This is a genomic window from Streptomyces longisporus (genome assembly GCF_039532765.1).
GTDB classification, from domain to species: domain Bacteria; phylum Actinomycetota; class Actinomycetes; order Streptomycetales; family Streptomycetaceae; genus Streptomyces; species Streptomyces longisporus.
The window spans coordinates 100691-121546 of the sequence record NZ_BAAASG010000006.1 but is presented as its reverse complement, the minus strand read 5'-3'; the positions used below and the strand labels follow the sequence as shown (position 1 = coordinate 121546).

General features: G+C 69.7%; 21 protein-coding genes and 2 pseudogenes. 13 read left to right on the top strand and 10 right to left on the bottom strand.

All coding sequences use genetic code 11. The features are described 5' to 3' along the window. Positions 1-411: 411 nt before the first annotated feature. A complete protein-coding gene (locus ABD355_RS10380) occupies positions 412-1041 on the top strand; it encodes a hypothetical protein (RefSeq protein WP_344399887.1) in 630 nt (209 codons plus the stop codon). A 148-nt stretch (positions 1042-1189) separates the two neighbouring features. Here the strand turns inward: ABD355_RS10380 and ABD355_RS44605 are convergent. Beyond that, positions 1190-1409: pseudogene (locus ABD355_RS44605) on the bottom strand (ISAzo13 family transposase); the annotation flags it as partial. A 36-nt stretch (positions 1410-1445) separates the two neighbouring features. Here ABD355_RS44605 and ABD355_RS10375 point away from each other — a divergent pair. Both ABD355_RS10375 and ABD355_RS10370 read left to right on the top strand, forming a co-directional pair. Next, complete coding sequence (locus tag ABD355_RS10375) at positions 1446-1919, top strand: P-loop nucleotide/nucleoside kinase family protein (protein ID WP_425585727.1); 474 nt, start codon at positions 1446-1448, stop codon at positions 1917-1919. 210 nt (positions 1920-2129) lie between these two features. Next, positions 2130-3218 carry a methyltransferase domain-containing protein gene (locus ABD355_RS10370; RefSeq protein ID WP_344399885.1) on the top strand — a complete coding sequence of 363 codons (1089 nt, stop codon included), beginning with the start codon at positions 2130-2132 and terminating at the stop codon, positions 3216-3218. 480 nt (positions 3219-3698) lie between these two features. On the opposite strand, the gene ABD355_RS10365 is transcribed toward ABD355_RS10370, so the two are convergent. Then, the gene (locus ABD355_RS10365; RefSeq protein WP_344399884.1) at positions 3699-4346 is read right to left on the bottom strand and encodes a hypothetical protein; all 648 of its coding nucleotides are present in this window, start codon (positions 4344-4346) and stop codon (positions 3699-3701) included. 410 nt (positions 4347-4756) lie between these two features. Between ABD355_RS10365 and ABD355_RS10360 the strand changes: the two genes are divergently transcribed. The 5 genes from ABD355_RS10360 (at position 4757) to ABD355_RS10340 (ending at position 7206) form a co-directional block, all read left to right on the top strand. Beyond that, positions 4757-5266, top strand: a complete 510-nt coding sequence (locus ABD355_RS10360; RefSeq protein ID WP_344399883.1) for a hypothetical protein — start codon at positions 4757-4759, stop codon at positions 5264-5266. Between the two features lie 397 nt (positions 5267-5663). Then, positions 5664-6098, top strand: coding sequence for a helix-turn-helix domain-containing protein (locus tag ABD355_RS10355; protein ID WP_344399882.1), 435 nt, complete (start codon positions 5664-5666; stop codon positions 6096-6098). 33 nt (positions 6099-6131) lie between these two features. Then, positions 6132-6569, top strand: a complete 438-nt coding sequence (locus ABD355_RS10350; protein WP_344399881.1) for a VOC family protein — start codon at positions 6132-6134, stop codon at positions 6567-6569. Positions 6570-6637: 68 nt separating this feature from the next. After that, positions 6638-6994, top strand: a complete 357-nt coding sequence (locus ABD355_RS10345) for a PRC-barrel domain-containing protein (RefSeq protein ID WP_344400102.1) — start codon at positions 6638-6640, stop codon at positions 6992-6994. A 38-nt stretch (positions 6995-7032) separates the two neighbouring features. Next, complete coding sequence (locus ABD355_RS10340; protein WP_344399879.1) at positions 7033-7206, top strand: hypothetical protein; 174 nt, start codon at positions 7033-7035, stop codon at positions 7204-7206. A 4-nt stretch (positions 7207-7210) separates the two neighbouring features. On the opposite strand, the gene ABD355_RS10335 is transcribed toward ABD355_RS10340, so the two are convergent. From ABD355_RS10335 to ABD355_RS10320, 4 genes are all read right to left on the bottom strand, one after another. Next, the gene (locus ABD355_RS10335) at positions 7211-8281 is read right to left on the bottom strand and encodes a YihY/virulence factor BrkB family protein (protein WP_344399878.1); all 1071 of its coding nucleotides are present in this window, start codon (positions 8279-8281) and stop codon (positions 7211-7213) included. A 60-nt stretch (positions 8282-8341) separates the two neighbouring features. Continuing rightward, on the bottom strand, positions 8342-8662 hold the full coding sequence (locus ABD355_RS10330; RefSeq protein WP_344399877.1) for a hypothetical protein: 321 nt from the start codon (positions 8660-8662) through the stop codon (positions 8342-8344). A 314-nt stretch (positions 8663-8976) separates the two neighbouring features. After that, on the bottom strand, positions 8977-10206 hold the full coding sequence (locus ABD355_RS10325) for an MFS transporter (RefSeq protein WP_344399876.1): 1230 nt from the start codon (positions 10204-10206) through the stop codon (positions 8977-8979). A 247-nt stretch (positions 10207-10453) separates the two neighbouring features. After that, complete coding sequence (locus ABD355_RS10320; protein ID WP_344399875.1) at positions 10454-12019, bottom strand: cellulose binding domain-containing protein; 1566 nt, start codon at positions 12017-12019, stop codon at positions 10454-10456. 83 nt (positions 12020-12102) lie between these two features. Here ABD355_RS10320 and ABD355_RS10315 point away from each other — a divergent pair. Both ABD355_RS10315 and ABD355_RS10310 read left to right on the top strand, forming a co-directional pair. Next, positions 12103-12644, top strand: a pseudogene (locus ABD355_RS10315) (MFS transporter); the annotation flags it as partial. Positions 12645-12796: 152 nt separating this feature from the next. Continuing rightward, complete coding sequence (locus ABD355_RS10310; protein ID WP_344399874.1) at positions 12797-13306, top strand: hypothetical protein; 510 nt, start codon at positions 12797-12799, stop codon at positions 13304-13306. Positions 13307-13344: 38 nt separating this feature from the next. Here ABD355_RS10310 and ABD355_RS10305 read toward each other — a convergent pair whose 3' ends face one another. The 4 genes from ABD355_RS10305 to ABD355_RS10290 all read right to left on the bottom strand — a co-directional run bounded on the left by ABD355_RS10305 (position 13345) and on the right by ABD355_RS10290 (position 18045). Then, positions 13345-15492, bottom strand: a complete 2148-nt coding sequence (locus ABD355_RS10305) for an MMPL family transporter (RefSeq protein WP_344399873.1) — start codon at positions 15490-15492, stop codon at positions 13345-13347. Between the two features lie 62 nt (positions 15493-15554). Then, the gene (locus tag ABD355_RS10300; protein WP_344399872.1) at positions 15555-15863 is read right to left on the bottom strand and encodes a hypothetical protein; all 309 of its coding nucleotides are present in this window, start codon (positions 15861-15863) and stop codon (positions 15555-15557) included. Continuing rightward, positions 15860-16486 carry a sigma-70 family RNA polymerase sigma factor gene (locus ABD355_RS10295; protein ID WP_344399871.1) on the bottom strand — a complete coding sequence of 209 codons (627 nt, stop codon included), beginning with the start codon at positions 16484-16486 and terminating at the stop codon, positions 15860-15862. The genes ABD355_RS10300 and ABD355_RS10295 overlap by 4 nt, the downstream gene beginning before the upstream one ends. Next, entirely contained in the window at positions 16483-18045 is a 1563-nt protein-coding gene (locus tag ABD355_RS10290) for a sodium:solute symporter family protein (RefSeq protein ID WP_344399870.1), read from the bottom strand. Before ABD355_RS10290 ends, ABD355_RS10295 begins: the two co-directional genes overlap by 4 nt. Before the next feature lie 168 nt (positions 18046-18213). On the opposite strand from ABD355_RS10290, the gene ABD355_RS10285 reads away from it, so the two are divergent. From ABD355_RS10285 to ABD355_RS10275, 3 genes are all read left to right on the top strand, one after another. Beyond that, positions 18214-18435, top strand: coding sequence for a DUF3311 domain-containing protein (locus tag ABD355_RS10285; protein WP_344399869.1), 222 nt, complete (start codon positions 18214-18216; stop codon positions 18433-18435). 73 nt (positions 18436-18508) lie between these two features. Then, entirely contained in the window at positions 18509-20671 is a 2163-nt protein-coding gene (locus ABD355_RS10280; protein WP_344399868.1) for a carbon starvation CstA family protein, read from the top strand. Continuing rightward, a complete protein-coding gene (locus ABD355_RS10275; RefSeq protein WP_344399867.1) occupies positions 20668-20856 on the top strand; it encodes a YbdD/YjiX family protein in 189 nt (62 codons plus the stop codon). Before ABD355_RS10280 ends, ABD355_RS10275 begins: the two co-directional genes overlap by 4 nt.

Genomic DNA, 20856 nt, shown 5'->3' with positions numbered 1-20856 from the left:
GAGCGGGATACGCGGCCGCGACCTCACTGCAGCGCGTCCTCACCATCGGCGTCCGCCTCTCGCAGTGGTCGCTCTGACCGCAATCGGCGGCGCGCTGCTGTGGCGCAGTGCCGTTGCCGCGACCCGGCGGAACAAGTCCCACGGTCAACATCCGGCGTCCCTGGTACACCACTCGGACGACTGACCGAGGTTGCCTCGGTCGAGGCAACCGCCTTCTGCGACCAACAGTTCGGCCAGATAGGCGGATGCTGTGCGGAACAATCTGCTCCCCCTGTCCGTACTATCTCTACACGCCACGCCCTGTGCTGCGGTGCCGCCCATGTCGTCGTGCAGCACGCAGGGGTCACTCCCCTGGGCTCGCTGTGGCCGCCGCAGCCCGTTCGGCCGCGACGTCAAGGAAAGGTCGCCATCATGCCCGAGAACACAACCACATCGACGGAACTGACCTCGCAATACGCCGCCCAGGTCACCAGCGACCTCGAGCGCAACCTCAAAGAGCAGGAACGCATCAGCGGAGAAATCGCCGCGCTGCAGGAGCAGTTGACCACCCTGCAGCACGACCACACCGTGCTGACGAACATGCAGCAGGCACTCGGCATCACTCTCCGCCCCGACAAGCCTGCCACCGCGCCCGAACAAGCCACCGTGCCCGCTCCGCGCAAAAAGGCTGCCACGCGGTCCAGTGGTACCGCCCGCGCCAAGAAATCCAGCGCTGCCCCCAGCCGCGCACGAACGCGAAAGTCGGCCAGTAAGGCCCCGGTCGCGGATACGCCAACGACACAGCCCTCGCTGGTCGAGCTGATCCGCCAACACCTCGCCGGGCAGAGCGAACCGCGCTCCACGGCCGAGGTCGCCGCTGCCCTCGACCAGGCCCACCCCGAGCGCGGGATCAAGAACACCGTGGTGCGCACCACCCTGGAAAACCTCGTCGCCAGGGGCCAGGCCCAGCGCACCAAGCAGGGCAGCTCCGTCTACTACGTCGCCCCCGACACCACCTCATCACAGCAGCAGGAAGAGGCTCAATCTGAGGAAGCGCAGTAACCGGGCCGAGGTTGGCAGCACCCGGGCCCAGATATCGGCCCGGCACGGTCTGCTGGCCTTCGCGGCTGACGCCGACGGCCGTCAGAAAGGAGACGGCCGATTCGGCGACCGCCAGCTGTACCGCCGCCGACTTAGGGCTCGCCGGGAATCAACATGTCGGTTTGACCTTGGTCTTGTCCGGGGCGAGGAACCTGGCGATGCCTTCCTGTGCGGAAACGGGCTGTTGAGTCGGGGAGATGAACACCATGGGCTTCCAGGAGCAGGCGGATGTCTTTCACTGCGCGGCTGATGGTCATGACGGTGGTGTTGAAGAGCTGGCCCAGGAGGTCCGTGGTCGCGAGTTTTCGCAGGTGGAGCACGGTGACCAGGGCTCCGTGACGCAGCGATTGAGCACGGTGGTACTGATGTGTGGTCTTCCGGGAGCGGGCAAGACCACCTACGCGATGGATCTGGTGCGACGCGGTTACGTTCGCCTGTCGATCGATGAGGTGGTCTGGCAGCGACTCGGGCAGCGTGACGCCGGCCTGGTGCTGGAAGCGGAGGCGTTCGACCAGCTCAAGGAAGAGGTCCGCCGCGAGCAGCGTCAGGAACTGGTCGAGCTGATGCTGGCCGGGCGCGATGTGGTGGTGGACTACAGCTTCTGGAGTCGCGCCGCACGTGATGATTACAAGGTGTTGATCGAGAAGCACGGCGGCCGATGGGAACTGATCCACCTCAAGGCCGATCGAGCGACCCTGGAACGTCGCCTTGAAGCACGGAACGGCGAGGAAGGCCCCAACTCCGTCACAGTGGACGAGACGCTGTTCAGCCGCTACCTGACCAACTTCGAGGCACCGGACGGAGAGGGCGAGCAGGTCGTCGTGCAGCCCTCGGCCTGAGCACCTGAAGCCGTTCAGCGGAGAGGGGACGCCCTCCACCAGCGGATGCCCTTCTCGCAGGGGATGCGGGCGCGCGCGACGTTGCGCGGACAGTACTACTGGTCGGCGTGGCGATGGAGCCACGCGCATACCGGGAGCGATGGGCTTGACCCTCACGTGGCGTCATGCCGCATTGTCGGTGGCGTGGAGGAACACCTGACCGTGGGACGCGTGGCCGAGCTGGCCGGCGTGAGCGTCCGCACGCTGCATCACTACGACGAGATCGGCCTCGTGCGACCGTCCGCGCGGACCTCGGCCGGGTACTGGGCCTACTCGGCGGGCGACGTGGAGCGGCTGCGGGAGGTGCTCGGCTACCGGCGGCTGGGATTCGGGTTGCACGCGATCGCGGAGCTGGTTGACGACCCGGCCACCGACGCGGTCGCGCACCTGCGCCGGCTGCGCGGCCTGCTGCAGGAACAGCGCGACCGCGCTGCCGCCATGGTGACGGCCATCGACAAGGAACTGGAGGCACGAGTCCTGGGGATCAAAACGACGCCGGAGGATCAACTGAAAGTGTTCGGCGCGCAATTGTACGAAGCCATCGGGTCCGCTTACCCAGCGAAGCGACGCACCGAGCCGCGGATCGCCGCGCGGATCTGGGAAGCACTCGGGGACGCCCGGACGATACTGAACGTCGGGGCCGGCACCGGCTCCTACGAGCCCCTGGACCGCGAGGTCACGGCCGTGGAACCGTCGGCGGTGATGCGGGCGCAGCGTCCCGCGGGTTCGGCGCCATGCGTGGCCGCCAGTGCGGAGTGCCTGCCGTTCGCTGACCAGTCCTTCGACGCAGCGATGGCGGTCAGCACCGTTCATCACTGGCCGGACCCGGTTGCTGGGCTGCGCGAGATGCGGCGGGTGGCCCGCCGCGTGGTGGTATTCACGTACGACGCCGGTACGACGGGCTCGCTTCAGCGGTTCTGGCTCACCCGCGACTATCTGCCTGAGTTCGCTGACCTTCTCGTCGGCTGGCCTTCACTGGCCGACATGACCCGCGCGATCGGGGGCCGCGCGGAGCCGGTGCTCATCCCTTGGGACTGCGCCGACGGCTTCTTCGAGGCCCACTGGCGCCGACCAGAGGCGTACCTGGAAAAAAGTGTGCGCCGCGCGGTATCGGTGTGGACCAGAGTCGGGCCGCAGGCCGAGCAGCGGGCGGTGGACAGCCTCCGCGACGACCTTTCCTCGGGCCGGTGGGCCGAACGCAACCGGGACCTCATCGCCCTCGCCGCCGCAGAGCTGGGCCTGCGCCTGCTCGTGGCCTGAACCCCTCGTAGCGCGCTGCCTCCACCTCCGTACGGCCACCGGCGCCGCGCTGTTCATCTGGCTCCGCAGACGATGGACCGGACACTGTCCCGGTCCGCAGCGTTGACATGAACTGCGCCAGTTCCTGCCGGGTGACGGTGAAGCGAATCGACGCTTCGTCGCCCCGGTCTGCGCGGTAATCCTTGGACGCGATGTGATGCGCGCCCTGGGGCAACTCGAGGGCGAAGCTGTGCAGCACCTTGGGCACGGGCCGCACTGGGGTGCGGAACCAAGCAGGGGGCCACGCCCACGACACCGCCGCGGCCACCGTCGCTCCGACCAGAACCCCCATGACGCCGGTCCGACGCCGTGCCAATGCCCCTGCTTGTGCCATAGATGTCTCCCACCTGCGGAAGTGCGGCGGGAGCCCACCCGCCGTGGGAGTACCGGCGACCTTTCGGGCAGGCGGGCCGGGACAACGTCGGAAGTAGTTCCATACCGTCAGTACCAGCGGACAAGGCCAGCCGCGCCCTGCCCGGTGCGGACAGCATGGCGGAGAACGCGCAGGGGGCCGTCCAGGAGCTCCTCGGCGTCGTGGTCGGGATCGTCTCCCAGACCGGTCATCCACCGGTGGATCCGCTCGACTGCCCCACGCCGCCGGGCTCCGGTCAGGGCAAGGGCCTCCTCGGCCGCAGGAAGCTGGGCGCGGACCTCCTCGGCGTACAGGAGGAAGTCCCCGAACCAGCCCGGTAGTTGCAGCACCGCATCGGGGCCGAGCGCGTAGGCCAGGGCCGAGAAGGGGCTGGCTTTGCGCGCCACAGCGGTGAACAGACCTTCGTCTCCCTTGGGCGGGAACCGGTCCACAACAGCGTCGCGCAGCGCCTCCACCGCATCGGAGTCGTCATAGCAGTTGTCGAAAAGTGTGCTCAGCCGGAAGGCGTCGTCGTGAGCGACCCAACTGCCGGCAGACGTCTTGGACCCGCTGAACAGAGACTCCGGTGCCGTGCTCCGCCACCAAGCCAGTTCGCCGGCCACATCAGCGTGCGCCGGCATCGGTGTCGGCGGCGAGGCCTGAACCGCTGCTTGAAGCAACTCTTTTGTCTTTTGGTCAGGCAGCGCCCCGATGACCCACACACCCATGACGCTCAACTCCGCCTCCGCTCCAGGTCCGGCCCCTGATCATGCGCGACTGCGCCAGATGGCGGACATCGACACTCTGGCTTGCTACAAGCAGCGCTCCTCGTGGATGTGCTTTGGGCGTCCGGTTCACCGAACCGCGTCCAGTTCACGCCCTTGGGGTATGAGCCGCGACGACCGCGGCTCGATCACCCAGACGGTTCCGGCACTTCCGGCTCCACCGCCGCTGAACGATTTCGGCGTCTCCGCCGTCTCAGCAGGGGCGCGGAAAGCGACTCCGACTTCAGTTCCGGGTTCCACCCCGACCTCCGACATCCGCATCAGATGAGCGACTGCACCATCAACTTCAGCGGCAACCGCACCGGCTGAGCCGGACAAGGCCGACGCCCGGCTCGGCACCCTACGCGTATGAGGTGACGTCTATGTCCCGACCTCCGCACCGCCGACGCCGTCCCCGCCTGCCCCGGGCCTGCGGCGCATGGCTCGCCATCGTTCCGGCCCTCCTTGCCGTCCTGGTCGTGGGAGCGACCGGCTGCTCGCCGTCGGACGTCCGCAGCGGCGCGCCCCCGCTGAAGCTGTGCGGGGTCACCTTCTGGAGCGGTGCCGAGGGCATTGGCACGACCCGGCTCACCACCTCCACCCGCGGAATGCCCTCCGCTCCGGCCGGCGACCGGCTCCCCGCCACGACCACCCGGGACGCGAGCGGTCCGCCGCCGCGCGTCGTCTCCGTCTCCTCGGACTGCTCCCACGGCCGTACGGTCGTTGTCTCTCCGGCTTCCTCGGTGCGCGTCCGCAAGGTGGCGAAGGACGGCGACGGCCGCATCGTCGCCCTCTCCCTCGTCCCGGCGCAGTCCGGCGCCGCTGCCAAGGTGCACATCTACGCCTACGACGGCACCCGCCCCACGGGCCAAGTCCTCACAACGGTGGGCTGATGCGCGCCACCGACTCCGACACGCCGAACAATGGCTGGCTTGCTGAAGTCGTAGGAGCCACAGCTTGATCGATCTCATAGATCGACGGTGTGGCACGATGACCGCCAGGTCAGGTTGTCGCAGGCCCGGCGGGCGGAACGGCTGGCGCTGCTGGAACGGTTCGTTGAAGTGGGGGCCGAGGCGGAACGCGCGGCGTTCAGCAGGCCGGCCGAGCGGGACGAATCCCACGAAGCGTGCGTGGCTCCTTGGAGGACAATCGGCCGGCGTTCCTCGACGCAGCTCGTGCGGTCACGGGTCAGCGCACGGCCGACCTCCGAGATCGATGCGCACTATGAAGTGACCGGTGCCTCGGCAACCTTCTCCCGCAGCTACCTACCGCTGACCGCACAATAGGTGTGTGGTCCACGTCCCGATCGGTCGTCATCTGCTCCGTGCCAAGGATCTCGCGGACGCCCGCTACAGCGAGCCGCTCAGCGTCGCCGACATGGCAGCGGCCGCCGCACTGTCGCCCTCCCACTTCAGCCGCTGCTTCAAGGCCGCGTTCGGCGAGTCGCCGCACCAGTATCTGCTGACGCGCCGCCTCGAACGGGCCGCCGCGCTGCTGCTTGCGACCGACTGGACGGTGGCCGCGGTCGGCGTCGCCGTCGGCGCGCAGAGCATCGGCTCGTTCACGACGAGTTTCCGCCGGATGTACGGGACGACCCCGCAGGCCTACCGGGCGGCTCATCCGCCCGCCGCGCGGCATGTGCGCATCCCCCGCTGTGTGGCGATGGCCTATGCACGGCCGCAGCACCGCACGTTTCGAGAAGACACGACATCGCCGACTGCCTAGCGTCGTTCCCAGGCAATCGACCAAGGAGCGGCCATGGCCACGATCAAGATAGCCAATGCTCAGTTCTGGGTGCACGATCAGGACGAGGCGCTTGACTTCTACACCACCAAGCTCGGCTGGGAGGTCAGGGCGGAAGTGACCATGGAGGCGTGGAGCTTCCGCTGGTTGTGTGTCGCTCCGCCCGGCGGTGACGGCCCGGCGCTGGTGCTGATGCCCGTACCGGGGCAGCCGATGCTGGATGAGGCGAGCAGTGCCCAGCTGTCCGATCTGGTGGCCAAGGGTGCGGGCGGCACGCTGTTCCTGGAGACCGACGACTGCAAGGCCGCCTATGACGAGCTGTCCGCCCGAGGGGTCGAGTTCAACGACCCGCCGACGGTGCAGCCGTACGGAATCGACACGTCCTTCCGCGACCCCTCGGGCAACAACATCCGGCTCACACAGGTACTGGAATTCGATCCGGAACGGCACTGACCACGCCGCGGCTGTCGGCGGGGACATCAGGGACACGATGAGGGGTACACCTCAGGTGGAGGTCCATGATGTTCGAGGCAGGCGACATTCGTGAGTGGCGTGGTCACGGCGTGGTCGACCCCCGCGGCCACAAGATCGGCACCCTGGAGGCGGTCTACGTCGACACCGCGACCGACCAGCCCTTCTTCGCGACGGTGGCCGTGGGTCTTCCCACCCGTCGGCGCCTGGTCTTCGTGCCGCTCTCCGGTGCGACCGTCGGGCCGGGCTATCTCAAGATCACTCATCCCAAGGACGTGGTGAAGAAGGCTCCCGCGATCGACACCGACGGCGAGCTGCCTGCCACGGACGAGCCGGAGGTCTTCGCGCACTACGAACTTGACTATGCACCGGGAGCAGGCGGCGAACGCCGTCTGGCCCGTCGCTGAGCCGCCGCCGAGAAGGCGATGACGCCACTGGAGCGCCGATGAGTCTGTTTCTGTTCCTCGTCCTCGTGGCCCTCGTTCTGGGCATCATCGGATTCGCCGCGCACGGTCTGTTCTATCTGCTGATCATCGGTGCCGTCGTGCTGGTCGCGGACCTCACGTACGGCGCCGTGCGTTTCCGCCGGGGCGGCAGGAAGCACCGCCTCGCGCGCTGACTGGTCAGACGTCCCCCAGGCGGCGCATGTCCTCCTCGTCCCAGGCCCGGGTGTCGCGCGGCTGCGTGTAGGGCTCGGCCTCGGGCGGAAGGCCGCCGGCGATGGCCCGCTGCCGCACGCTCTCGGCGTCGAACTCCAGGCCAAGGAGGATGGCGAGGTTGCTGATCCACAACCAGACGAGGAAGACGATGACGCCGGCCATGGTGCCGTAGGTCTTGTTGTACGAGGCGAAGTTGGCGACGTAGAAGGCAAATCCGGCGGAGGCTGCCAGCCAGATCACCAGGGCCAGCAGGCTGCCCGGCGTGATCCACCGGAAGCCCTTGACCTTGGCGTTCGGGGTGGCCCAGTACAGGATCGCGATCATGACGGTGACCAGCAACACCAGAACGGGCCACTTGGCGATCGACCACACCGTCAGCGCGGTGTCCCCGATCCCGAGCGCCTGCCCCGTCTGGCGGGCCAGCCCACCGGTGAAGACCACGATCAGCGCGCTCATCACCGCCAGCACCATGAGCACCACGGTCACCCCGACACGCACCGGCAGGACCTTCCACACCGGACGGCCCTCCGGCATTTCGTAGACGGCATTCGCAGCACGGATGAAGGCGGCCACGTACCCGGATGCCGACCACACCGCCAGCACGATGCCGACCAGGGCCATCACCGAGCCGGTCCCGGCGTTGTTCTGCAGTTGTTCGACGGCCCGCGTGATGATGTCGCGTGCCGAGCCGGGGGCCAGCTGCCTGAGGTTGCTCAGAACCTTGTCGGTGGCCGACTTGCCGGTGATCCCCAGCAGGGAAACCAGTACCAGGAGAGCCGGGAACAAGGACAGCACGCCGTAGTAGGTCAGCGCCGCGGCCCGGTCCGCCAGCTCGTCGTCCTTGAACTCCTTCAGGCTGCCTTTGAGCACGGCGGCCCAGGCCCCCTTCGGCAGCTTCGTCGGTGAGGCCGGAGCAGCCCGTTCGACCTCCCGGTCCGGTCCTGCCTCCTCCGGAGACGGCACCGGCGTCCGGGACGCCGGGGCCTCGTCGGTGCCGTGCTGGTGTTTCCGGCCTGGAAGATGCAGCTTGGTCATACTCGCCGGGTATCCCCACCGCGCCCGCTCAAGCCGGCCCACACCCACCGCGAACCGGGATCATGGGTCCAGGGTGAACACGGTGATCCACTGGGCGTCCGCGGCGTGGTAGCCGATGCCGGTCAGGGTCTCGGAGGCGACGCGCATGGGCGCGGCGCCGTAGACGACGGCGATGGTGAACGGGCCGGTTCGTCCCGCGTAGCCCCGGTCGAAGTCGAACAGGGCCTGGGCCGGCGAGCGGTCGCGGCGCCGGAGAACCAGGTCGTCCAGGCCCGGCCAGAAGTCCGCCACGGCCTCCTCGCCCTCGCTCATCAGGTCCTCCACCGCGAGGTGCCGGGCGAGCCGGCGACGCGTCCCCAGCAGCCGCATGCCTGCTGTCATGGCCGGCACCACCATGCCCACCATAGGGGCAGCCGCCGGAACCCTTCCGGAATTGCGCACCGCTCATGCCGGGGCACACCACGGGCCGTCCGAGCGCCTCGAAGTCGATGTCCTGCACGACCAGTCCCAGGCGTTCATGACCGTCCAGCCGCTCGTACGACGCGACCAGGGCGTGGGTACCAGGCGAGCCTTCCCCCGATCTGATCACGGCCGATCGCACCGCGGCCGGGCCGGTCACCTCGGTGAACTGCACATCCGCCTCCTTCGCGCCCGCCCTCCCCCACAACCACGCCAGGACGGCCCCTGGGAGTTGCTTACGGCTCACCGTTGCGGGCCGCCGCGGCGTGTTCCGTTTCCGTCGCGGCTTCGGCGGCGGAGGAAGTGATCACCTCGGAGCGTCGGCCGCCACGGTCCATGAGGCCGCCCGTGAAAGCGAGGCCGAGGCCGGCCACCGCGAGGGCTGCGCCGACGAGGTTGGGGGACGCCCAGCCCCAGCCTGCCGAGATGGCCAGTCCGCCGAGCCAGGCGCCGCCCGCGTTGGCCAGGTTGAAGGCGGAGTGGTTGGAGGCCGCGGCCATCGTGGGGGCGTTCTTCGCCTTGGCCATGAGGAGCATCTGGACGGGCGTGGTGACGAAGGCGCCCATCGCACCGATGAAGGTGATCGTCGCCAGGGCCGGGACGGTGCTGTGGACGGTGAAGTAGAAGGTCACCAGCGCTGCGGCGAGCAGGGCAAGGCCCCCGTAGAGCGTCGGGCGCAGGGCGCGGTCCGTGAGGGGACCTGCGATGAGGGTGCCGAGCGTCATGCCGACGCCGTACAGCGCGAGGACCAGGGTGGTCGACGAGTCGGAGATGCCCGTGAGGTGCGTCAGCATCGGCACCAGGTAGCTGTAGACGGCGAAGAACCCGCCGAATCCCACCACGGCGGTGCCCAGGCCGATCGCGACCTGCCGGTTGCCCATGGCCCGCAGCTCGTGCCGGATGCCGGACTGGCTGCCTCGGGGCTGGTGGGGGACGAAGAGGGCCAGCGCGGCGAGGGCGACGAGGCCGATGACGGCGACGGCGCCGTAGGCGGACCGCCAGCCGAACTGCTGACCGAGGGCGGTGCCGGCCGGCACGCCGACGATGTTGGCGACGGTCAGTCCGAGAAACATCCTGGAGACGGCGCGGGCGGCTCGCTCGGGGGCGACCAGCCGGGAGGCGACGACCGCGCCGACGCCGAACAGGGCTCCGTGCGGCAGCCCGGCCAGGAAACGCGCGGCGAACAGCAGACCGAAGTCGGGGGCGAGCGCAGAGGCGATGTTGCCGACCACGAACAGCCCCGACAGGAGCAGCAGGAGCCGTTTGTGCGGTATGCGCGCACCGATGCCGGTCAGCACCGGGGCACCGACGACGACACCGAGCGCGTACGCCGACACGAGGTTGCCGGCGTGGGGCACCGACACACCGACGCCGTCGGCGATCTGGGGCAGCAGCCCCATCGTGGCGAATTCGGTGGTGCCGATGCCGAAGGCGACGACAGCCAGGGCCAGCAGAGCCAGAGGCATGGTGCGGGTGAACCTTTCAACGCAAGCAGTGCGGGGACGAGGGAGCGGAGAACCGCCGAGGTCGTCCAGATCCCACGGCCGGCCGCGTCGAGCACCATTGCCCTGCGCACCCCCAAACAGGGCAAGCCCATCAACAGTGCAGCAGCGGCAGGAGGCCGCGCATTCCAAGATCGAGCCGTAGCCTGACGTGATCTACGTCATGGCACCGTTGCCCGCGCCCGCCCGCGGGGCGGGCGCGGACGCAGCTTCAGCCGGTGTAGGCGGCGAAGATCTTCGCGAACTCGTAGGGGGACTGGGTGATGTTGGTGCACTGGTAGAGGGCGCCCGTGCAGGCGTTGCGGTCCCGGGTGGCCTCCCAGAAGGCGAGTTCGCCCAGGTGCTTGCCCTGGGCGAAGGAGACCAGCTGGCGGGCGTCGGCCTGGTCGTAGAGGTGGCCGTCGTCGTTCTGTCCGAGCATCGGTGTCACTCCGACCATCGCCCAGATCTGGGCGTCGGTCCTGCTCGGGTAGAGCGACTTCAGTTGGGTGAAGGTGCTCTGTGCGGCCTGGACGGCGGCGTCGCCGTAGTCGACGCTGCGGTAGTAGTCCATGGCCATGACGTTCACCACGTCCAGGTCGACTCCGGCATCGCGCGCCGACTGCACCACGTTCAGGCCGTCCGAGGTCAGCCCCTCCGGAAGGACGGGCAGCGTCAGTGAGATCCGCAGGCCCGGGTGGGCCTGTTGCAGGCGCGCCAGGGCCTGGGAGCGGCGGGCGACGGAGGCCGGGTCCGCGGTGGCCGCGCCCTCGATGTCGAAGTCGACGTACTTCAGGCTGTAGGCGCTCACCACCGCGTTGTACTCGGCGTACAGCGCGTCCACCGAGCCGCAGGCCTGGGCCAGTTCGATTCCGCTGGCGCCGCCGAAGGACACCTTGACGTCTCCCCCGGCGGCCCGGACGGCGTCGATCTGGTCCTTGGCCCAGCCGTCGCGCGGATCGTAGGCGTTGAACCACATCGCCTTGCAGCCGGAGGCGGTGATGAAGGCCATCGTGTAGTTCTTCACGCCGCTCGCCGAGGCCATGTCGGGCATGCTCGGCGTGGGCCACGCCCCCATGTCGATGTACGGGGCGGTGAACAGGCCGCCGCTCGGCGGCTGGCCGCCGGCGGAGGTCGTGCCGCTGACGGCCGCGGAGTAGGCGGACACGTTCCCCGCCGCGTCGCGGGCCCGCACGCGGAAGGCGTAGGTCGTGGCGGCCTGCAGGCCGGTGGCCGTGTAGGAGGTGCCGGTCACGCTGACGGGCGTGCCGCCGTCGCGCGAGATCTCGTATCCGGCGACGGATCCCGAGTCGTCGGTGGCGGCGCTCCAGCGCACGGTCAGGGAGGAGACGGTCGCGGAGCCCACGGTCACTGCGGCCGGGACACTGGGCGGTGTGGTGTCGGTGCTCGAACCACCCGTGCAGGAAGCGCCGTTGAGCTTGCAGCCGGTGGGCGTGCCGGTGCCGTTGGACACCCATCCGAAGGAAGCGGACGCGCCCGGCGCCAGGGTGCCGTTGTACTCACGGTTCTTGAAGGTGTAGTGGCTGCCGCTCTGAGTGAGCAGGGCGTCCCAGTACGAGCCGACGGTGGTGCCGGAGGGCAGGTCGAACTCGACGCTCCAGCCGGACAGGGTGGTGCTGCCGGCGTTCGTGATGGTGTATGCGCCCTGGTAACCGCCGTCCCACGTCGACGTCTTGGAGAAGGCGGCGTCGGGTGCGCCCGCGGCGGAGGCGGGTGGGGCCAGGATCAGGAGGAGCAGCCCGGTGAACAGGGTGAGAAGTACCGATGGTCTTCGCATGTGCTGCCTCCACTGGGGGGTGGGCGCCTGGTGGCGCTCGAAGCGGCAGAGTTGGTCCATACCAATCCTCTGGCATGTACATATCGAGCGCTGGACCGGCCGTCAAGCCTGGCGGGAGACCGCAAAGAGTTCTTGGAGCGGCGGCGGTCGCGGGAAGCCTGATCGCTGCGGTGGCCGCCCACCGGCTGCCCCGCAGGGCGGTGTTCTTCGCGGGGTTTCTGCTGGCCGGGGCGCCGAGATTCCTGATCCTCGCCGTCGATGCCCCCTTGGGGCGGTGCTGGCCGTCTTCGCCGTCAGTGGGTTCGGGTCGGGCTTCCTCAACCCGGTGCTGGGGGCCGTCCTCTTCGAAAGGGTGCCGCGCCGGATGCTGGGGCGGGTCAACGCGCTCGGTGACTCGCTGGCCTGGGCCGGAATCCCTCTCGGCGGACTGCTCGCGGGGGCGGCGGTGGCCTCCGTGGGACTCGTGCCGGTACTGCTGGCCTGCGGGACCGTGTACTTCCTGACGACGAACCTCACGGGACTGCGGCCCGAATGGCGCCAGATGGACCGCGCCGCTGGAGGAGGCGCCGTCACGCCGCACGTCGACGAAGACGCGTCACACAGCAGCGCGAACGTCACGACATGACATGGGCAGCAGTGCGCTCCCCTTCCGCGACCAGCCCCCGCCGTCCTCGCGGCGGGCATTAATCCGGCGGTACTGCTGTTCCACCACTGGACGCCTGCCACAGCGGCCCCGACCGGCGTCACCCAGGAACAGGCGAGAACGGAACGGGCGGCATGAGCGACACGCAGACCGGCAACCTCATACGGGCCGCCGCACCGACTCCGGACGGCGATCTGCTCGACCGGATACGCCGGCACCGGCGGCACACCCTGGAACTGCTGACCGTCTGCGCCGTCGCTCTCGTCCCCTGGACCGTCTTGCTGGCGGCGACGCTGCCCTCCGGGTACCAGGTCCATCACTGGCGCGTCACCTGGGTGGGGTTCGACGTCCTGCTCGTGGTCGCGATGGCGTCCACCGCGCTTCTCGGGTGGCTGCGGCACCGCGCCGTGATCGTGGCGGCGCTCGCCACGGCGCTGCTGCTGGTCTGCGACGCGTGGTTCGACGTGTCCCTCGCCTTCGGCACCCCGGAGATCTGGCTGTCGGCGGCCCTGGCCGCGTTCGCCGAACTGCCTCTGGCCTTCTATCTGATCCGCCGGGTGATGGGGATGATCTCGTTGGCGCAGTGGCCCGCCGCGAAGGCCGAGGCGTGCAGTGACGAGCAGGCCGCCGACCTGCACACCTGAGGGATCCGCGGCGCGGCGACCGTCTGCTCGCCGGGGGTTCAGCCCGTGCGCTGCTGCGCCACGGGCGTCACCGTCTCCGGGTGCGGATGCGACGGCGCCACCCGCAGCAGACGGGCCGCCCAGCCCGGCAGCTGCCAGTTCCACGGGCCGAACAGCGAAACCAGCGACGGAACCAGCAACATCCGCACGATGGTCGCATCCAGCAGGATGCCGATGCCGAGGCCGGTGGCCAGCGTCTTCAGATCGGTGCCGGGGCCGGAGGCGAGCGCGGCGAAGGCGAGGAAGAGGATCAGGGCGGCGCTGGTGACCAGCCGACCGGTGCGGCCGAGGCCCTCGATCACGGCGGCGTCGGTGGAGCGGCCGGTGTCGTACTCCTCTCGGATGCGGGACAGAATGAACACCTCGTAGTCCATGGACAGTCCGAACAGGAATGCGAAGACCATCAGCGGGATCCAGAAGGTGATCGCACCGGTGGCGGCGATGCCGAAGACCGCGTCGGAGCCGTGACCGTCCTGCCAGAAGATCACCATCAGGCCGAGGGTCGCCGCGAGGGAGATCAGGTTCAGCAGGACCGCCTTGAGCGGCAGCAGCAGGGAGCGGAAGGCGCGCACCAGCAGGACGTACGTCAGCAGCGCGATGATGGTGAGCATCAGCGGGAAGTTGCCGTACACGGCGTGCATGAAGTCGATCTGTGCCGCGCCGATGCCGGCGACGCCGAGGACGCCGGGCAGGCCGTCCGCGGCGGTCTTGACCCGTTTGACCACGCCGACGCTCTTGGAGTTCACGGTCTCGTGGTCGGGGACGACCACGACGATGCTCTGCCCGGCGCGGTTGCCGGCCGGTCCGGACGGCACGAACACGCTGCTGACACCGTCGACGCCGGCGAGCTTGGCGGCCGCCGTGCGGGCCTGGTCGGTGCGGACCAGGACCTCCATGGGGGTCAGGGCGCCGGTCGGCACACCGCCGCGCTCCAGGGTCTGCAGGGTCTCGTAGGCCGGGCCGCTCTTGGCCAGTGACTCGGAGGAGGCGAGGCCGATCTTGATGCCGAGGAAGACTCCGGTGAGTGCGAAGAGTGCGGCCAGCGCGGTGGCGGCGGCGATCCAGCGGCGTCGCACGACGGCAGTGGTCCACCGGCTCCAGAAGCGGCTGGCCCGGTTCTCGTGCCGGATCTTCGGCCAGTCGACCTTGGGGCCGATGCCGCCCAGGATCGCCGGGGTGAGTGTGAGCGTCGTCAGCACGCTCGCCAGGGGGATGAGGGCTCCGCCGTACCCCATGCTCCGCATGAACGGCACCGGCAGGACCACCAGCGCCAGCAGGCCGATCGCGACGGTCACGCCGCTGAACAGCACGGCGTGCCCGGCGCGTTCCATCGCGACGACGACCGCGTCGTGGTTGTCCCGGCCATGGTCGCGCTCCTCGCGCCAGCGGGTGACGAACAACAGCGAGTAGTCGATCGCCACGCCCAGACCGATGAGGGCGACCAGGAACTGCACGATGAACGACACATCGGTCGCATAGGTGAGCGGCAGCAGCATCACGAAGGTCGCGAGGATCGACACCGCGGCCACCACCAGCGGCAGCAGGGCCAGGAAGGACGCGAACACGAAGGCGAGTACGGCCAGAGCGCCGACGGCGCCGAGAAGTGTCTCCCCGAGGACACCCGGCCCGCCGCCGTTGTTGCCACCGGAGGCCAGCACGTCCTCCCCCGTCACGCCGACCGCGGACCCCGCCGGCACGGCGTGCTGCGCCGCCGACCGGATCGGATCGGTCAGCAGCCTCTGCTTGGGGGACGGGTTGAACCGGTAGAACACCAGGGCGTAGGCCGTGCGGTCGTCCTTCGTCCGGAACGCCTTGTCCCCGGTGTTCGCCTCGTCGATCACCCGTAGGCCGGGGACGGCTGTGCCGGCGGCCGTGAACGCCCGCCCGACGTCCTTCTCGTGACCGGTGACCGTCTGCCCCGCGGGGAGGGTGACCGCGACCAGGTAGGGGTTCGTGTCACCGCCGCTGCCGAAGGCGCGCTCGATGCGGTGGGCCGTCACCGTGCCGGGCTGTCCGGGCAGGGAGAAGTCGATCGTCAGCCGGTTCGTCGTCCGGCCGGCCAGGAGGATGCCGGCGACGAGCACCAGTCCCCAGAACCCCACAACCGCCTTGCGATGTCGCAGAACGAACTCGGCCCACCGCCGCATGCCCGGGCCCTCCCCACGTTGTAGGTTGCGGGAGTTTAGCGCTATGCACCCTTCCTTCACTATCAGGTGAATCGATGACTTTTGATGTGATCCAGTGCCGTGTCGCCCAGAGCATGGGAACCGCCCGTGCCGGAGAAGATCACGCCGGGATGGGTCGGTGTCTGGTTGAGGACCCACAGGCCGATCAGGGTGGCGAGGGTGAAGACCACAGCGATGAGGGCGGCCAGCACGAGGCGGCGGCGCCGCTCGCGGCGCAGCCAGTCGCCGCGGGCCGTGCGGTAGGCGTCGGGGGCGGCCTGCACACCGCCGGCCAGGGCCTGAAGGGCCTCGCGCAGCTCCTGTTCCGTGCGGTCCGGTGAGGTGTCGTTCATCGCCGGGCCTCCATCACCTGGCTCAGCGCGGCGATGCCGCGCGCGGTGTGTGTCTTGACCGAACCGCAGGAGATGCCCATGGCGGCGGCTATCTCGCTCTCCTTCAGTCCGAGCCAGTGGCGCAGGACGAGTGCCTCGCGCTGCCGTGCGGGCAGTTGCTGCAGTGCGTCGATCAGGGCGCGCTGGTCGTCGTGGAGCAGGGCGGTGCTCTCCGCGGAGGCGACCAGTTCGCTCGGCGGCCCTTCGACGTGCTTGCGGACGACCTGCAGATGACGTATCCGCATCCGGGTCAGATTGCACACCGTGGAGCGCAGATAGGCCTCCGCCGCCCCGGGTTCCCGCAATCGGCGCCACTTGCGGTAGATCTGGTAGTACGCCTCCGCGACCACGTTCTCCGGGTCGTCGGCGCCCAGGAGCACGGCAAGGCGCAGCATCGATGCGTAGTGCACCTCGAACAGACGGGCAAGGGCGGCCTCGCGCTCCAGGTCGGCCGGGTCCCGCGGTGGGGGCGTGAGGGCAGCGGCGCCGGGCGGTGCGGCCGGGGGCTGCGGGATGCGCGGCTCGGTGACCGCGGCCGCCGTGGCCTGCGGCACCGTCACGCGGGGGTGCTGTCTGCGTCTCACGGGTTGTTCGCTCCCGTCTCGGGGCGCCGCCTGACGGTCAGGCGGGACGGCAGGTGGGTGGCGTCGGCGCCGCGCGGGACGCCGAGGCGTTCGAGGGCCGCGGTGCCGGCCACGGCGACGACCAGGTTGAGCAGGAGTGCCGCGAGGCCTGCGTAGATCTGCAGCGGCCGATCGCCGAAGCCGAGGGGCACGACGGACGAGAAGCCCTCCCGCACCACCAGGCAGGTGCCGGCCGCCATGCCCACGGCCCAGCCGGCCAGCAGGGCGCGCGGATGCAGGCGGCCGGTGAACAGGCCGATGGCCACCGCGGGGAAGATCTGCAGGATCCACACCCCGCCGAGCAGTTGCAGATTGATCGCGTCCTGGTCGCGCAGCCCGAACACGAAGGCCACCGCGCCGACCTTCGCGGTGAGCGAGACCGCCCGGGCGATGCGTACCTGCCGCTTGGGTGTGGCCGTCGGGTTGACGTACTCGACGTACACATTGCGTACGAAGCTGGTCGCGGCGGCGATCGACATCACGGCGGCGGGGACCAGCGCCCCTACGGTGATCGCGGCGAACACGAGCCCGGCCAGCGGCGCCGGCATCAGCCGGTCCACGAGCATCGGCACGGCGGCCTCGGCGCCGCCCTTCGGAGCCCGCACGCCCGCCGCGAGGGCGGCGATGCCGAGGAAGCCGAAGAGGGCGAGCAGCCCGGTCCAGGCGGGCAGCGCCACGGAGACCTTGCGCAGGGTGCGGGGACCGTCGGCGGCGAACCCGGCCGTCAGGACGTGCGGGTACATCAGCAGGGCCAGCGCGGAGCCCAGGGCGAGGGTGGCGTAGGCGGGCTGTTGCTGGGGTGAGAGCAGCAGGGCGGAGTGGGCCGCGTCGGTGCCGCCCAGGCGACGCGCGGCGCCGTCGAAGACCGCGCCGGGACCGCCTAGCCGCTCCAGGACCAGCCAGCACACGGCGGTGACCGACACGAAGACAGCACCGGCCTTGAGCGCCGAGATGACCGTGGGTGCCCGCAGCCCGTGCCGGTAGGTGGCCACCGCCAGCCCCGCGAACAGCGCCACCATCACCAGGTCACCGGTCACGCCCCGCGGATACACTCCCCCGGCCGTCAACACCGCCCGTATGCCGAGCAGTTGGAGGGCCAGATACGGCATCGTGGCGAGGATGCCGGTCAGCGCGACCACCAGCGCCAGCGGCGGGGACCCGTAGCGGCCGCGCACGAAGTCCGCGGTGGTGATGTACCCGTGCCGGCGGGCCACCGTCCACAGGCGGCTCAGCAGGACGAAGGCGAGCGGGCAGACGATCACCGTGTACGGCACCGCGAAGAAGGCGGGCGCCCCGTTGCCGTAGGCGAGTCCTGGTACGGCGGTGAAGGTGTACGCGGTGAAGATCGTGCCGCCCAGCAGCAGCCAGGTCCACACCGGGCCGAGGCCGCGGTCGGCCAGCGCCCAGCCCTCCAGGGACGGCAGCCGGTCGGTGGGGGGCAGGCGCCGTGCGGTGAAGGCGAGCAGCGACGCCCCGCCGATCACGGCGAGGAACGTCGCGGTCATGGCACCGTCCGCCATGGGTCACCGTCCTTGGTGTGCCTGAGCCCTTGCCGGAGAGTTGCGCACGCGGCCCGTTCCGATGACAGAAAACCGGCGGGAAATCTCCCTGACATTCGCTGTCAACCACTTCCGGGGGGTGGGCAACTCTTGCACAGACCGACAGCGACGGGGAAAGGAGCGCAGGTCATGGCACGGACCGGTCATCACCGGCTACGGCGCGTCGCGATCGCCGTACTGCTCCTCGCACCCGCCGCGGGTCTGTTGTGGATCCCCTGGTACGCCGGTGCGGGCCCGCGCCTTGCCGGGACGCCGTTCTTCTACTGGTACCAGCTCGCCTGGGTGCCGGGGTGCGGTCTTTGCCTGCTCGTCGCCTATGCGCTGACCAGGCGCGATCGCCACGGTCCCTGATCCGAACAGCTTTTTCTGCCACTCGATCGCCCTTTGATCACCCTTTTGATCGCCCTTGAGGTGAGGAGCCGCCATGCCCCCATCCGCCATGCCCGGAACCGGTCTCCCGGTGCCGCCACGTCCGGGCCGCTCCCGCATGTCACCGCGGTCGCTCCTGCTGTGGGCCACCGTCTCGCTGCTGGGGGCGGTCGCCTGGGGCGTCCTCGCGCTGGCCCGCGGCGAGAAGATCTCCGCGGTCTGGCTGGCCGTCGCCGCGCTCGGCTCGTACGCCATCGCCTACCGCTTCTACTCGCGCTTCATCGCCCGCCGCGTCCTGCAGCCGGACGACCGCCGGGCCACTCCGGCCGAGCGCCTGGAGGACGGCGTCGACTTCCACCCCACCGACCGGCGGGTGCTGCTCGGCCACCACTTCGCCGCCATCGCCGGCGCCGGACCACTGGTGGGGCCGGTCCTTGCGGCACAGATGGGGTATCTGCCCGGCACGCTGTGGATCGTGGCCGGGGTGATCTTCGCCGGAGCCGTGCAGGACATGGTGGTGCTGTTCCTGTCCATGCGGCGCGACGGCAAGTCGCTCGGGCAGATGGCCCGTGACGAGATCGGCCGGGCCGGCGGGGCCGCGGCCCTGATCGCCGTCTTCGCCATCATGATCATCCTGCTGGGTGTACTGGCACTCGTGGTCGTCAACGCGCTCGCCCACTCCCCCTGGGGCACCTTCTCCGTGGCGATGACCATCCCCATCGCCCTGTTCATGGGTGTCTGGATGCATCGCATCCGGCCCGGCCGGGTCGTCGAAGCCAGCCTCGTCGGGGTGGCCCTGCTGCTGCTCGCGATCGCAGGCGGCAGCTGGATCCAGAACTCCTCGCTCGCCGACGTCTTCACCCTCAGCCCGACGACGCTCGTGTTCTGCCTGGTCGGATACGGCTTCGTCGCCTCCGTGCTGCCGGTGTGGATGCTGCTCGCGCCGCGCGACTACCTCTCCACCTTCATGAAGATCGGCACCATCGCGCTGCTCGCCGTGGGCGTCGTGGTGGCCGCGCCTGTGCTGCGGGCCGACGCGGTCAGCAAGTTCGCCTCGACCGGCGCCGGGCCCGTGTTCGCCGGGGCGCTGTTCCCCTTCCTCTTCATCACCATCGCGTGCGGGGCACTGTCCGGCTTCCACGCTCTGGTCTCCTCCGGCACGACTCCCAAGCTGATCGAGAAGGAGTCCCAGGTCCGGATGATCGGCTACGGCGCGATGCTGATGGAGTCGTTCGTGGCGATCATGGCGCTGATCGCCGCGGCGACCCTGGAGCCGGGCCTGTACTACGCGATGAACGCACCGGCCGGCCTGCTGGGCACGACGGCCGAGTCCGCCTCGCACGCGGTGGCGGGCCTCGGCTTCACCATCACCCCCGACCAGCTGACCCACGCCGCCGGGGCCGTCGAGGAACAGACCCTGATCGCCCGCTCCGGCGGTGCACCGACCCTCGCCGTCGGCATGTCGGAGATCTTCTCCGGCGTCTTCGGCGGCACGGCGCTGAAGGCCTTCTGGTACCACTTCGCGATCATGTTCGAGGCGCTGTTCATCCTCACCACCGTCGACGCCGGCACCCGAGTGGGCCGCTTCATGCTCCAGGACATGCTGGGCAACGTCTTCAAGCCGCTCGGCCGGGTCAACTGGAAGCCGGGCATCTGGCTGTGCAGCGGTCTGGTCGTCGCCGCCTGGGGCTACTTCCTCTACACCGGGGCGACGGATCCGCTCGGCGGAATCAACCAGCTCTTCCCGCTCTTCGGCATCGCCAACCAGCTCCTCGCCGCCGTCGCCCTCACCGTGTGCACCACGGTCCTGATCAAGTCCGGGCGGCTGCGCTGGGCCTGGGTCACCGCCGTCCCCCTGGCCTGGGTGGTCGCGGTCACCTTCACCGCCGGCTGGCAGAAGATCTTCTCCGACGACCCCAAGGTCGGCTTCTTCGCCCAGCGGGCGCGCTACGTCGACGCCATCGACGCCGGCCAGGTCCTGCCGCCCGCCAAGAGCCTCGGCGACATGCACACCGTGGTGACGAACTCCACCGTCGACGGCGTCCTCATCGCCCTGTTCCTGCTGCTGGTCGCCGTGGTGATCGTCAACGCGGCGGTGGTGTGCGTCCGTGCCGTACGGTCGCCGCATCCGCTGCCGACGACGGAATCGCCGTACGTCGAGTCCCGTATCGACCGGCCCGAGCAGGCCGGCGAGGCCCTGGTGGGGGCGGGCTCATGAACGCTCGGGGCTGGGCGCGGAGAGTGCGCTGGTATCTGCGCGAGCTGACCGGGGAGGCGGAGTACGACCGCTACTGCGAGCGGCATCGACGCCACCACCCGTTCGCTCCGGTGCCCACCCGCCGCGAATATCAGGTTCTTCGCGCCCGCCACCGCGAGGAGCACCCGCACAGCCGCTGCTGCTGA